At 70.4% G+C, this 13,867-nt stretch carries 9 protein-coding genes; 3 read left to right on the forward strand and 6 right to left on the reverse strand.

Annotation, left to right across the window (positions count from 1 at the left end; all coding sequences use genetic code 11):
* Positions 1-36: 36 nt before the first annotated feature.
* From parJ to ACIQFU_RS29610, 5 genes are all read right to left on the reverse strand, one after another.
* A complete protein-coding gene (gene parJ, locus ACIQFU_RS29590) occupies positions 37-1,020 on the reverse strand; it encodes a filament polymerization regulator ParJ (RefSeq protein WP_402555498.1) in 984 nt (327 codons plus the stop codon).
* 151 nt (positions 1,021-1,171) lie between these two features.
* Positions 1,172-2,788, reverse strand: a complete 1,617-nt coding sequence (locus ACIQFU_RS29595; protein WP_402555500.1) for an FAD-dependent oxidoreductase — start codon at positions 2,786-2,788, stop codon at positions 1,172-1,174.
* A gap of 8 nt (positions 2,789-2,796) precedes the next feature.
* Positions 2,797-4,356: a glycerol kinase GlpK gene (gene glpK, locus ACIQFU_RS29600; RefSeq protein ID WP_402555501.1), complete on the reverse strand. Its 1,560-nt coding sequence runs from the start codon at positions 4,354-4,356 to the stop codon at positions 2,797-2,799.
* 84 nt (positions 4,357-4,440) lie between these two features.
* On the reverse strand, positions 4,441-5,232 hold the full coding sequence (locus ACIQFU_RS29605; protein WP_402555503.1) for an MIP/aquaporin family protein: 792 nt from the start codon (positions 5,230-5,232) through the stop codon (positions 4,441-4,443).
* Positions 5,233-5,565: 333 nt separating this feature from the next.
* Positions 5,566-6,330 carry an IclR family transcriptional regulator gene (locus ACIQFU_RS29610; protein WP_402555505.1) on the reverse strand — a complete coding sequence of 255 codons (765 nt, stop codon included), beginning with the start codon at positions 6,328-6,330 and terminating at the stop codon, positions 5,566-5,568.
* Between the two features lie 389 nt (positions 6,331-6,719).
* Here ACIQFU_RS29610 and metH point away from each other — a divergent pair, with 389 nt between their 5' ends.
* From metH to ACIQFU_RS29625, 3 genes are all read left to right on the forward strand, one after another.
* Positions 6,720-10,232, forward strand: coding sequence for a methionine synthase (metH, locus tag ACIQFU_RS29615; RefSeq protein WP_402555507.1), 3,513 nt, complete (start codon positions 6,720-6,722; stop codon positions 10,230-10,232).
* Positions 10,233-10,357: 125 nt separating this feature from the next.
* Complete coding sequence (locus ACIQFU_RS29620; protein ID WP_402555509.1) at positions 10,358-11,059, forward strand: HAD family hydrolase; 702 nt, start codon at positions 10,358-10,360, stop codon at positions 11,057-11,059.
* 442 nt (positions 11,060-11,501) lie between these two features.
* Positions 11,502-13,100: an ABC transporter substrate-binding protein gene (locus tag ACIQFU_RS29625; protein ID WP_402555510.1), complete on the forward strand. Its 1,599-nt coding sequence runs from the start codon at positions 11,502-11,504 to the stop codon at positions 13,098-13,100.
* Between the two features lie 85 nt (positions 13,101-13,185).
* On the opposite strand, the gene ACIQFU_RS29630 is transcribed toward ACIQFU_RS29625, so the two are convergent.
* On the reverse strand, positions 13,186-13,857 hold the full coding sequence (locus ACIQFU_RS29630; RefSeq protein WP_402555512.1) for a response regulator: 672 nt from the start codon (positions 13,855-13,857) through the stop codon (positions 13,186-13,188).
* Between the last annotated feature and the right edge of the window lie 10 nt (positions 13,858-13,867).

Raw genomic sequence — 13,867 nt, forward strand, 5'->3', positions numbered from 1 at the left:
CACCAGGGAGGCGCCCCTCACTCATGCCCAACCGGCTCAGTCCTCCGAGGACTCCTCGTCCTCCCCGCCCGCCTTCGGCGGCTTCGGCGGCCGGGCCCGCCCGCTCGGATTGTCCCGCAGGAACGGCGTACCGGCCGGCCCCTCGGCCCCGTCCGCCGTGGCGTGCCCGCCCGTCCCGCCCCCGTCCCGCCGCCGCAGATACCGCTCGAACTCCCGCGCGATCGCCTCACCCGACGCCTCCGGCAGCTCCGCCGTGTCCCGGGCCTCCTCCAGCGACTGCACGTACTCCGCGACCTCGGTGTCCTCCGCGGCCAGCTGGTCCACGCCCACCTGCCAGGCACGCGCGTCCTCGGGCAGCTCGCCCAGCGGCACCCGGACCCCGATCAGATCCTCCAGCCGGTTCAGCAGGGCCAGCGTCGCCTTCGGGTTCGGCGGCTGCGACACGTAGTGCGGCACCGCCGCCCACAGCGACACGGCCGGCACGCCCGCGTGCGTGCACGCCTCCTGGAGGATGCCGACGATGCCCGTGGGCCCCTCGTACTTGGTCTCCTCCAGATCCATGCGCCGCGCCAGGTCCGCGTCCGACGTGGTCCCGCTGATCGGGACCGGCCGGGTGTGCGGGGTGTCGCCCAGCAGGGCGCCCAGGACGACCACCAGCTCGACGCCCAGCTCGTGGGCGAAGCCGAGCAGCTCGTTGCAGAACGAGCGCCAGCGCATGGACGGTTCGATGCCCCGGACGAGCACGAGGTCGCGCGGTTTGTCGCCGCCGACCCGGACCACCGACAGCCTCGTCGTCGGCCAGGTGACCTTGCGGACGCCGTCCTCGATGAAGACGGTGGGACGGTTGACCTGGAAGTCGTAGTAGTCCTCGGCGTCCAGCGCCGCGAACACCTCGCCCTTCCACTCCTTGTCGAGATGCGCGACCGCGGTGGAGGCGGCGTCACCGGCATCGTTCCAGCCCTCGAACGCGGCCACCATGACCGGGTCGACCAGCTCGGGAACCCCCTCGAGCTCGATCACCCAGCGCCTCCTTCCGACGTGCCCTCGCGTACCCCCCAACCTTACGGCGTGCCGAGGGGCCGCCCGCAGCCCCTTTGCACGGGGCAGTGAACGGATCACTGCCCCGTGCCCGGCGTCCGGACACCCGCCGCCCGTCGTTGAAACGCGGGCCCTACTTCTTGTCGAGCACGTCCTGGACGCGCGCGCGGACGTCGTCCGTGGCCAGGCCGCGGATCGTCAGCGTCGTACGGCGGCGCAGCACGTCGTCCGCCGTCTCGGCCCACTCGTTGTCCCGGGCCCACACGACCTGCGCCCAGATCTCCGGGGCGTCGGGGTGGACACGCTGCGCCAGCTCCGGGCTCTCGTTGGCGAGCCGGGCGATGTCGAAGGCGAGCGAGCCGTAGTGCGTGGCCAGGTGCCTGGCGGTGTCCGCCGCCATGCGCGGGCCGGGCGCGGAGCCGTCCACCAGCAGCCGGTGGGCCACCGCGCGCGGGTTGGCGACGCCGGGCAGCGGCAGCTTCTTCGGCAGCGACGCGATCGGCTCGAAGCCGTCGCCCAGCGGGTGGCCGGGCAGCGCCTCCAGCTTCTTCATCACCGTACGGCCGATGTGACGGAAGGTGGTCCACTTGCCGCCCGCGACGGACAGCATCCCGCCCCGGCCCTCGGTGACCACCGTCTCGCGCTTGGCCTTCGCGGTGTCACCGGGGCCGCCCGGCAGCACGCGCAGACCCGCGAAGGAGTACGTGATCAGGTCACGGTCCAGCTGCTGGTCGCGGATGGAGAACGCGGCCTCGTCGAGTATCTGGGCCACGTCCTTGTCGTTGACCGCGACGTCCCCCGGGTCGCCCTCGAACGCCTCGTCGGTCGTGCCGAGCAGCAGCATGTCCTCCCAGGGGAGGGCGAAGGTGATCCGGTACTTGTCGATCGGGGTGGCCAGCGCCGCCTTCCAGGGCGCGGTGCGCTTGAGCACCAGGTGCGCGCCCTTGGACAGGCGGATGGACGGGGCCGCGGCCGGGTCCTCCATGCGGCGCAGGTGGTCGACCCACGGGCCGGTGGCGTTGAGCACCAGGCGCGCGTTCACCCCGAACTCGTCGCCGGACAGCCGGTCCTTCAGCTCGGCGCCGGTCACCCGGCCGTCGGTGAAGCGCAGCCCCGTGACCTCGGCGTGGTTGAGGACGACCGCACCGGAGTCGACCGCCGCGCGGACGGTCATCAGCGCCATGCGGGCGTCGTTCATCTGGTCGTCGCCGTACACGGCCACGGCCTTGAGGTTGTCGGTGCGCAGCTCCGGCACGTCCTGCGCGGCCTTGGCCGGGGAGAGCAGGTGGCCGACGCCGTCACCGAAGGCGGACAGCGCCGAGTACGCGAAGACGCCGGCGCCGAGCTTCGCCGCGCCGTGCGGTCCGCCCTTGTACACGGGGAGGTAGAAGGTGAGCGGGTTGGCCAGGTGGGGGGCCACCTGGCGGGAGACCGCACGGCGTTCGAAGTGGTTCTCCGCCACCAGCTTCACCGCACCGGTCTGCAGGTAGCGCAGGCCGCCGTGGAGCAGCTTGGAGGAGGCGGAGGAGGTGGCGCCGGCGAAGTCGCCGGCGTCGACCACGGCCACCCTGAGGCCGGACTGCGCGGCGTGCCAGGCGGTGGAGATGCCCAGGATGCCGCCGCCGATCACGAGAAGGTCGTACGACGCCTTGGAAAGCTGCTCCCGGGTCTCGGCCCGGCTCGGGTTCGAGCCGGAGGCCGGGTGCGTACCCAGGGCAGGCACGGACTGCAGGGTGGACTGAGTGGTCATTGCGGTTCTTACTCCTCGTCCTCGAGCCAGCCCATGGTCCGGTTCACGGCCTTGAGCCAGCTCTTGTACTCACGGTCGCGGATGTCCGCGTCCATGCGGGGGGTCCACTCGGCGGCCCGCCGCCAGTTGGCGCGCAGGTCGTCGGTGCTGTTCCAGAAGCCCACGGCCAGACCGGCGGCGTAGGCGGCGCCGAGGCAGGTGGTCTCGGCGACCATCGGGCGCACCACGGGGGCGTCCACGAAGTCGGCGAGGGTCTGCATCAGCAGGTTGTTGGAGGTCATGCCGCCGTCGACCTTGAGGGCGGTCAGCTCCACGCCGGAGTCCTTCGTCATGGCGTCCGCGATCTCACGGGTCTGCCAGGCGGTGGCCTCCAGGACGGCGCGCGCGAGGTGCGCCTTGGTCACGTACCGGGTCAGGCCGGCGATCACACCGCGGGCGTCGGAGCGCCAGTACGGGGCGAACAGGCCGGAGAAGGCCGGTACGAAGTAGGCGCCGCCGTTGTCCTCGACGGTCAGGGCGAGGGTCTCGATCTCGGCGGCCGTGGAGATCAGGCCCATCTGGTCGCGCATCCACTGCACCAGCGAACCGGTGACGGCGATCGAGCCCTCCAGGGCGTAGACCGTGTCCTGGTCGCCGATCTTGTAGCCGACCGTGGTCAGCAGGCCCGAGTAGGAGTTGATCAGCTTGTCACCGGTGTTCATCACCATGAAGGTGCCGGTGCCGTACGTCGACTTGGTCTCGCCCTCGGAGAAACACGTCTGGCCGAACAGGGCCGCCTGCTGATCGCCGAGCGCGGAGGCGACCGGGATGCCGCCGAGCAGCTCGCCGAGGCGGCCGCCGGTGATCTCGCCGTAGACCTCGGCGGAGGAGCGGATCTCCGGGAGCATCTGCATCGGCACGCCGATCGACTCGGCGATCTTCTCGTCCCACGCCATGGTGTGCAGGTTCATCAGCATGGTGCGCGAGGCGTTGGTGACGTCGGTGACGTGCTTGCCGCCGTCGACGCCACCCGTCAGGTTCCAGATGACCCAGGTGTCCATGGTGCCGAAGAGCAGGTCGCCCGCCTCGGCGCGCTCGCGCAGCCCGTCGACGTTGTCGAGCAGCCAGCGGGCCTTGGGACCGGCGAAGTAGGAGGCGAGGGGAAGGCCGGTCTCGCGGCGGAAACGGTCCTGGCCGACGTTGCGGCCGAGCTCCTTGCACAGGGCGTCGGTGCGGGTGTCCTGCCAGACGATGGCGTTGTGGACGGGCTCACCGGTGTTCTTGTCCCAGACGAGCGTGGTCTCGCGCTGGTTGGTGATGCCGATGGCCTTGATGTCGTCGCGGGTGATGCCGGCCTTCTCGACCGCTCCGGCGACGACCTCCTGGACGTTGGTCCAGATCTCGGCGGCGTCGTGCTCGACCCAGCCGGGCTTGGGGAAGATCTGCTCGTGCTCCTTCTGGTCGACGGAGACGATGCGCCCGTCGCGGTCGAAGACGATGCAGCGCGAGGAGGTGGTGCCCTGGTCGATCGCGGCGATGAACGGCCCGTGGCCGTGCGAGGCGATTCCGGCGGTGTGGGCGTCGGTCACTGTGTGCTCCTGGGGTTCCGTGGTGGGTGGCCGGTGCGTACGGCGCGTGGTCTGCGGCTCGATGATCGCCGAGCGGGGGCCCGCTCAGGCGAACGCGACGTTGTAGACACCTCCGGCGATCGCACCGCCGATCAGCGGACCGACGACCGGGATCCAGGCGTAGGACCAGTCGGAGCCGCCCTTGTTGGGCAGGGGCAGCAGGGCGTGCACGATGCGCGGGCCGAGGTCGCGGACCGGGTTGATCGCGTATCCCGTGGGGCCACCGAGCGAGAGGCCGATCGAGACGACCACGAACCCGGTGATCAGGGCGCCCAGGATGCCGAGGCCGTTGCCCTCGTCGTTCAGGCCCTGGGTGAGGATGGCGAGCAGCAGCACGAAGGTGCCGATGATCTCGGTGGCGAGGTTCTGGACCGTGTGCCGGATCTCGGGGCCGGTGGAGAAGACGCCCAGGACGGGGCCCGCGCCCTTCTCCTGCGCCTCGACCGACTTGGCCGTGTCCTGTGCGCCGGGGCCGCCGACGATCTCGCGGTCGGTGAGGTGGGCCTGGAACTGGCCGTAGTAGGCGAGCCAGACCAGGACCGCGCCGATCATGGCGCCGAGGAGCTGACCCGCGAAGTACGTCGCGGTGTTGCTCCAGTCGCCGTCCTTGATCGCGATGCCGACCGTCACGGCCGGGTTGAGGTGGGCGCCGGAGAGCGGACCCGATATGTACGCCGCCGTCATGACGGCGAAGCCCCACCCGAAGGCGATGGCGAGCCAGCCGGCGTTGCGTGCCTTGGAGGCCTTGAGCGTCACGGCGGCACACACGCCGCCGCCGAGCAGGATGAGCAGGGCGGTACCGATGGTCTCGCCGATGAAGATGTCGGAGCTGGACACCCGCGACTCCTTTGTCCTTCGTCCAGGGGAAGCCGAACCCCCGGGTCCCTCCGGGTGTTCCGGCGCCCTCGGTGTGAGAGCTATGGCGGCCCTTGGCACTGTGCACACTCTAACGCGTATTGCCGGTAGGTGTTCGACAATGCCGACCGATGGACGCGAGTCTCGTTCGGCGTCACGCGCGCGTCAAGAGCTGTGTTATCGAAAGCACGATCGTTATTGATCGTCGTGGGCTATCGATCTCTTCCCCGGCCGTGGCGTCGAAACGCCGAGGGCCGGAACGCCCTCGGCGTCCCGGCCCGTACGCGCGCGTGCCCGCGCCTGCCCGCGTGTGCCCTAGAACCGCCCGGCGCCCAGGTCCCGCGACACCGCGCGGGCGCAGTCCCGCACCGCCGCGACCAGCTCGGGCCGCAGCTCGCCCTCGCGGCACAGCCGCTCCACGGCCCCGGTGATGCCGACCGCGCCGACCGGCATCCGCCTGCGGTCGTGGATGGGGGCGGCGATGGAGGCGACGCCCTCCCAGGTCTCCTCGACGTCGGCCGCGTACCCACGCGCGCGCGTGATGTCCAGGACGTGCTCGAAGCCGTCCGGCTCGCAGACCGTCCGGGCCGTGAACGCCTTGCGGTCGGCCTCCAGCGCCTCGCTGTGCGCCACCGGGTCGTACGCGGAGAGCACCTTGCCCAGCGCCGTCGAGTGCAGCGGCTGCATGGCCCCGATCTCCAGGACCTGCCGGCTGTCGTCGGGCCGGAAGACGTGGTGCACGATCAGGACGCCCTGCTGGTGCAGGACGCCGAGGTGGACGCTCTCGCCGCTGGAGCGGGCCAGGTCGTCCGTCCACACCAGGGCACGGGCCCGCAGCTCGTGCACGTCCAGGTAGGTCGTGCCCAGGCGCAGCAGCTCGGCGCCCAGCTGGTAGCGCCCGGAGGCGTCGTCCTGCTCGACGAAGCCCTCCTGCTGGAGGGTGCGCAGGATGCCGTGCGCGGTGCCTTTGGCCAGACCCAGCGACGAGGCGATGTCCGACAGGCCGAGCCGCCGCTCGCCGCCCGCGAGCAGACGCAGCATCGCGGCCGCCCGCTCGAGCGACTGGATGTTCCGTGCCATCGACGTACTGCCTCCGTCCCCTTCGACTGCCGACCTCGGCGTCGCTGACGTCGTTCGGCAATGCCGAACACTACCGGTCGATGCCGACCTCCCGCTAATGGTCGGCGGGCAACTGTTGCACTTCGGCCACCTCCCGGTGACCGCGGACGCCCCCCGGCAGGCACGCGCACCGGACGCGTGCCGCCGCCGTCGCGGGCCGTTCGGGGAGGGAGCACTCGTCCGTTCGGCCGGTCTTCGCCCGCCATCCTCGTCCGTCTCGTGGACGCCCTGACCATCGGCCCCCGGACCCGGCTACCCTGGCGGCGTGCGTTCCCCCCCGGGGGCGTCCACCGCGGACGGCACCGGGCAGGCGCAAAGCCGACAGCCGTCGCATCCTAGGGAGCCCTTTCATGGCCTCGTCGCCATCCACCCCGACCGCCGACACCCGCACCCGCGTGTCCGCCCTCCGAGAGGCCCTCGCCACCCGCGTGGTGGTCGCCGACGGCGCCATGGGCACCATGCTCCAGGCCCAGAACCCGACGCTGGACGACTTCCAGCAGCTCGAGGGCTGCAACGAGGTCCTCAACATCACCCGGCCCGACATCGTCCGCTCGGTGCACGAGGAGTACTTCGCGGCCGGCGTCGACTGCGTCGGAACCAACACCTTCGGCGCCAACCACTCCGCCCTCGGCGAGTACGACATCCCCGAGCGCGTCCACGAACTGTCCGAGGCCGGCGCCCGCGTCGCCCGCGAGGTCGCCGACGAGTTCGCCGCCCGCGACGGCCGGCAGCGCTGGGTCCTCGGCTCCATCGGCCCCGGCACCAAGCTCCCCACCCTCGGCCACGCCCCGTACCCCGTCCTGCGCGACGCCTACCAGCGCAACGCCGAGGGCCTGGTCGCCGGCGGCGCCGACGCGCTGCTCGTGGAGACCACCCAGGACCTCCTGCAGACCAAGGCCTCCGTGCTCGGCGCCCGCCGCGCCCTCGACGCCCTCGGCCTGGACCTGCCCGTCATCGTCTCCGTCACCGTCGAGACCACCGGCACCATGCTGCTCGGCTCCGAGATCGGCGCCGCGCTCACCGCGCTGGAGCCGCTCGGCATCGACATGATCGGCATGAACTGCGCCACCGGCCCGGCCGAGATGAGCGAGCACCTGCGCTACCTCGCGCGCCACTCCCGCATCCCGCTGACCTGCATGCCCAACGCCGGTCTGCCCGTCCTCGGCAAGGACGGCGCCCACTACCCGCTCACCGCGCCCGAGCTCGCCGACGCGCACGAGACCTTCGTCCGCGAGTACGGCCTGTCCCTGGTCGGCGGCTGCTGCGGCACCACCCCCGAGCACCTGCGCCAGGTCGTCGAGCGGGTCCGCGGCGCCGAGCGCACCGAGCGCCACCCGCGGCCCGAGCCCGGTGCCGCCTCGCTCTACCAGAGCGTGCCCTTCCGCCAGGACACCTCCTACCTGGCCATCGGCGAACGGACCAACGCCAACGGCTCCAGGAAGTTCCGCGAGGCCATGCTGGACGGCCGCTGGGACGACTGCGTCGAGATGGCCCGGGACCAGATCCGCGAGGGCGCGCACATGCTCGACCTGTGCGTGGACTACGTCGGCCGGGACGGCGTAGCCGACATGGAGGAACTGGCCGGCCGCTTCGCCACCGCCTCCACGCTGCCGATCGTCCTCGACTCCACCGAGGTCGACGTCATCCGGGCCGGCCTGGAGAAGCTCGGCGGCCGCGCGGTGATCAACTCGGTCAACTACGAGGACGGCGCGGGCCCCGAGTCCCGCTTCGCCCGCGTCACGAAGCTCGCGCGGGAGCACGGCGCCGCGCTGATCGCGCTGACCATCGACGAGGTGGGCCAGGCCCGCACCGCCGAGAAGAAGGTCGAGATCGCCGAACGGCTCATCGACGACCTCACCGGCAACTGGGGCATCCACGAGTCCGACATCCTCGTCGACTGTCTGACCTTCACCATCTGCACCGGCCAGGAGGAGTCCCGGGGGGACGGCCTGGCCACCATCGAGGGCATCCGCGAGCTCAAGCGGCGCCACCCGGACGTACAGACCACCCTCGGCCTGTCGAACATCTCCTTCGGCCTCAACCCGGCCGCCCGCATTCTGCTCAACTCCGTCTTCCTCGACGAGTGCGTCAAGGCCGGGCTGGACTCGGCGATCGTGCACGCCAGCAAGATCCTGCCGATCGCCCGCTTCGACGAGGAGCAGGTCACCACCGCCCTCGACCTGATCTACGACCGCCGCCGCGAGGGCTACGACCCGCTGCAGAAGCTGATGCAGCTCTTCGAGGGCGCCACCGCCAAGTCGCTGAAGGCGTCCAAGGCCGAGGAACTGGCCTCCCTCCCGCTGGAAGAGCGCCTCAAGCGCCGCATCATCGACGGCGAGAAGAACGGCCTCGAACAGGACCTCGACGAAGCCCTCCGGGAGCGCCCGGCGCTCGACATCGTCAACGACACCCTGCTCGACGGCATGAAGGTCGTCGGCGAGCTGTTCGGCTCCGGCCAGATGCAGCTGCCCTTCGTGCTCCAGTCCGCCGAGGTCATGAAGACCGCGGTGGCCCACCTGGAGCCGCACATGGAGAAGACCGACGACGACGGCAAGGGCACCATCGTGCTGGCCACCGTCCGCGGCGACGTCCACGACATCGGCAAGAACCTCGTCGACATCATCCTCTCCAACAACGGCTACAACGTCGTCAACCTCGGCATCAAGCAGCCCGTCTCCGCCATCCTGGAGGCCGCCGACGAGCACAGGGCCGACGTCATCGGCATGTCCGGGCTCCTGGTCAAGTCCACGGTGATCATGAAGGAGAACCTGGAGGAGCTCAACCAGCGCAAGCTGGCCGCCGACTACCCGGTCATCCTCGGCGGCGCCGCCCTCACCAGGGCCTACGTCGAACAGGACCTCCACGAGATCTACGACGGCGAGGTCCGCTACGCCCGCGACGCCTTCGAGGGCCTGCGCCTGATGGACGCCCTCATCGGCATCAAGCGCGGCGTGCCCGGCGCCAAGCTGCCCGAGCTGAAGCAGCGCCGGGTGCGGGCCGCCACCGTCGAGATCGACGAACGCCCCGAGGAAGGCCACGTCCGCTCCGACGTCGCCACCGAGAACCCCCTCCCCGAGCCCCCCTTCCGCGGCACCCGCGTCGTCAAGGGCATCCAGCTCAAGGAGTACGCCTCCTGGCTCGACGAGGGCGCCCTCTTCAAGGGCCAGTGGGGCCTCAAGCAGGCCCGCACCGGCGAGGGACCCTCCTACGAGGAACTCGTCGAGTCCGAGGGCCGGCCGCGACTGCGCGGCCTGCTCGACCGGCTCCAGACGGAGAACCTCCTGGAGGCGGCCGTGGTCTACGGCTACTTCCCCTGCGTCTCCAAGGACGACGACCTGATCGTCCTCGACGACGACGGCAACGAGCGCACCCGCTTCACCTTCCCGCGCCAGCGCCGCGGCCGGCGCCTGTGCCTGGCGGACTTCTTCCGCCCCGAGGAGTCCGGCGAGACCGACGTCGTCGGCTTCCAGGTCGTCACCGTCGGCTCCCGCATCGGCGAGGAGACGGCCCGCATGTTCGAGGCCAACGCCTACCGCGACTACCTCGAACTGCACGGCCTGTCCGTCCAGCTCGCCGAGGCCCTCGCCGAGTACTGGCACGCGCGCGTGCGTTCCGAACTCGGCTTCGCCGGCGAGGACCCGGCCGAGATGGAGGACATGTTCGCCCTGAAGTACCGGGGCGCCCGCTTCTCCCTCGGCTACGGCGCCTGCCCCGACCTGGAGGACCGCGCCAAGATCGCCGCGCTCCTGGAGCCGGAGCGCATCGGCGTCCACCTGTCCGAGGAGTTCCAGCTCCACCCCGAGCAGTCCACCGACGCCATCGTCATCCACCACCCGGAGGCCAAGTACTTCAACGCCCGCTGAGGCCCCGTACCGCCTCCAGCGCCTCACCAGGCGTTCGCGCCCCGCACGACGTACACTGGTCGGTCCACTGCAGGCCGGCTCCCTTCGTGGGAGCCGGCCTGATCGTCCCTCAAGGAGGTACGTGGATGACCAGTACGGTCCCCGCGCTCGGAACCCGTACGGCCGAAGGCTCCGCCCTGCAAGCCGTGCTCCTCGACATGGACGGCACCCTGGTGGACACCGAGGGCTTCTGGTGGGACGTCGAGAGGGAGGTCTTCGCCTCCCTCGGCCACACCCTCGACGACTCCTGGCGCCACGTCGTGGTCGGCGGCCCCATGACCCGCAGCGCCGGCTTCCTCATCGAGGCCACCGGCGCCGACATCACCCTCGCCGAGCTCAGCGTCCTGCTCAACGACGGCTTCGAGCAGCGCATCGGCCTCGATCTGCCGCTCATGCCCGGTGCCGCCCGGCTGCTCGCGGAACTGTCCGCGCACGAGATCCCCACGGCCCTGGTCTCCGCCTCGCACCGGCGCATCATCGACCGCGTCCTGAAGTCGCTGGGCCCCCAGTACTTCGCCCTCACCGTCGCCGGCGACGAGGTGCCCCGCACCAAGCCGCACCCCGACCCGTACCTGGCCGCCGCGGCCGGACTCGGCGCGGACCCGGCCCGCTGTGCCGTCGTCGAGGACACCGCGACCGGCGTCGCCGCCGCGGAGTCGGCCGGCTGCCATGTCGTGGCGGTGCCCTCGGTCGCCCCCATCACACCGGCCGCCCGGCGCACGGTGGTCCCCTCCCTGGAAGACGTCGACCTGACATTTCTGCGCGGCCTGATGACACAAATGCGCTAGCCGTTCACCGAGCGTGCGGCGGCGTTAAGCGGCAATTCCGGGAAGGGCCGCCTCGGGCCGCCCGGCCGGTGTTCCAGGGCTAATTCCACGACCTCGGATGGCCGAATTCCGGCACCGGCGGCCGAAGTCCAAGTGTGATGTTCGCCACGCCCGCAAGGGTCGACAGGGGTGCGCAGGTGTGCCGCAGGCCGCTTGGCGAACGTTGTCGAGGAGCCCTTGTGTCCTGATTGATGGAACCCTGCACTAATCCTTCCACTGTCGGGTTTTCGGTGTGTCCACACCCGGTTTCGCTCCGTGATGAGCCCTCAACTCCGGTGGCTGCGAGCGCCCGTGCGAGCGCGGACTAATCTCGTCGCGAGAACATCGGCCACTACCCCCGTGATCCGCCGCGACACCCCTGCATGCCGGATACACGGACCGACAGCTCTGGAGAAACTCGAGCATGAACCGCAAGACTTTGGTGCTGCCGGCCGTCGTCGGCCTGCTCGCGCCGGTGCTCGCCGCCTGCGGCGGTTCGGACAGCGGCAGCGGCGGGGACGCGATCGTCGTCGGCACCACGGACCGGTTCAGCGTCTCGGACATGCCCGCGCCCTTCGACCCGGCGTACGCATACGACGTCGGCGCCTGGAACATCATGCGCCAGACGTCGCAGACGCTGATGGTGCTGCCCCGCGGCGACGGCGAACCCGTGCCCGAGGCCGCCGAGCAGTGCGGATTCACCGACACCGGCAACGAGCGCTACGCCTGCACCCTGCGGGACGGCCTGGAGTTCGCCAACGGCGACCCCGTCACCGCGGAGGACGTGAAGTACTCCATCGAGCGCGTCCGGAAGATCGACGCGGACACCGAGGTGGCCTCGCTGCTCTCCACGGTCGACACCGTCGAGACCAAGGGCGACCGTGAGGTCATCTTCCACCTCAACACCGCCGACGCCACCTTCCCGTTCAAGCTGTCGACGCCGGTCGCCGGCATCGTCAACCCGGCCGACTACGAGAAGGGCAAGCTCCGCGACGGCTTCGAGCTCACCGGCTCGGGCCCGTACACGATGAAGGCCGAGGTCAAGGGCGACGAGATGACCAAGGCCGTGTTCACCAAGAACCCCAAGTACAAGGGGAGTCTCAAGGTGAACAACGACAAGGTCGAGATCGTGTCCTTCGCCGACGCCGACGCGATGGGCCAGGCGATCGACAAGGGCGACATCGACGTGATGACCCGCGCGATGACGCCCGAGCAGGTCCAGAAGCTCTCCAAGGCCACGGACGGCGACGTCGGCCTGGTGGAGGTGGCCGGTCTCGAAATCCGCTACCTCGCCTTCAACACGGACGCTCCGACGGTCAAGGACAAGGCCGTCCGCGAGGCGGTGGCCCAGCTCATCAACCGCAGCGAACTCGTCTCCGCGGTCTACGGATCCCAGGCCGAACCGCTGTACTCGATGGTTCCCGCGGGCATCACCGGCCACTCCAACTCGTTCTTCAACAAGTACGGCGACCCCAGCGTCTCCAAGGCGAAGGCGGCGCTGGAGGACGCGGACATCAGCACGCCGGTCAAGCTGACGCTGAACTACACGACGGACCACTACGGCGCCGCGACCAAGGAGGAGTTCGAGCAGCTCCAGAAGCAGCTCAACGACAGCGGGCTGTTCCAGGTGGACATCAAGGGCACGCCCTGGAACAAGTTCCGCAAGGCCGAGCTCAACCGCGAGTACGACGCCTTCGGCATGGGCTGGTTCCCCGACTTCCCGGACGCGGACAGCTTCATCGCGCCGTTCCTCGACAAGAGCAACACCCTCAACTCGCCGTACGCCAACTCGGAGATCATCAACGACCTGATCCCCGCCTCCCGCGGCGAGGCCGACCGGCTCTCCGCGGTGGACAGCCTCACCGAGATCCAGGACATCACCGCCAAGGACGTCCCGCTGATCCCGCTGTGGCAGGGCAAGCAGTACGTCGCCACCCGCGACGACGTCACCGGCACTGCCTACGTCCTCAACTCCTCCTCCTCGCTCCAGCTGTGGGAGCTGGGCCGGGGCGTGAGCGGCTGACGCCGGCCCCGGACACACCCGAAGGGCGCCCTCTTCCGCCGGGAAGAGGGCGCCCTTCGCGTTGTGCGCGTGCAGCGTGCAGTGGCTACTGCGCGCCGGGACGGACCAGACCGCTCTCGTACGCGTACACCGCGGCCTGAACCCGGTCCCGCAGGCCCAGCTTGGTCAGCACATGGCCCACGTGCGTCTTGACGGTGGTCTCGCTGACGAACAGGTCCGCGGCGATCTCCGCGTTCGACAGCCCGCGGGCCACCAGCTTCAGCACCTCGACCTCACGGTCCGTCAGCGTGTGCAGGGTGTCCGGCACCGGCTCGTCACCGGACGGCAGATGCGTGGCGTACTTGTCGAGCAGCCGACGGGTGATGCTCGGCGCGAGCATCGCCTCGCCGCCTGCCACCACCCGGATCGCCTGCACCAGCTCGTTGGCCGGGGCGTCCTTGAGCAGGAAGCCGCTGGCACCCGCCTTCAGCGCCTCCACCACGTACTCGTCCAGATCGAAGGTGGTCAGCACCAGCACCTTCGCCGGGCCGTCCCGCTCGGGCCCGGTGATCTGCCGGGTCGCCTCCACGCCGTCCATTCGCGGCATGCGGATGTCCATCAGCACCACATCGGGCTGCAGCGCCCGCACTTGGTCGAGGGCCTGGAGGCCGTCCCCGGCCTCGCCGACGACCGCGAGATCGTGCTCCGCCTCCAGGATCATCCGGAAGCCCGTGCGGAGCAGCGGCTGGTCGTCGACCAGTAGGACGCGGATGGCCACGTAAGTCTCC

Source organism: Streptomyces sp. NPDC093065 (assembly GCF_044754585.1).
In the GTDB taxonomy this organism is placed as follows: Bacteria; Actinomycetota; Actinomycetes; order Streptomycetales; family Streptomycetaceae; genus Streptomyces.

Bases quoted from the DNA above. Each gene is read 5' to 3' on its own strand.
- ACIQFU_RS29620 (WP_402555509.1), top strand. From the start codon at position 10,358: ATGACCAGTACGGTCCCCGCGCTCGGAACCCGTACGGCCGAAGGCTCC.
- ACIQFU_RS29595 (WP_402555500.1), bottom strand. From the start codon at position 2,788: ATGACCACTCAGTCCACCCTGCAGTCCGTGCCTGCCCTGGGTACGCAC.
- metH (WP_402555507.1), top strand. From the start codon at position 6,720: ATGGCCTCGTCGCCATCCACCCCGACCGCCGACACCCGCACCCGCGTG.
- ACIQFU_RS29625 (WP_402555510.1), top strand. From the start codon at position 11,502: ATGAACCGCAAGACTTTGGTGCTGCCGGCCGTCGTCGGCCTGCTCGCG.
- ACIQFU_RS29610 (WP_402555505.1), bottom strand. From the start codon at position 6,330: ATGGCACGGAACATCCAGTCGCTCGAGCGGGCGGCCGCGATGCTGCGT.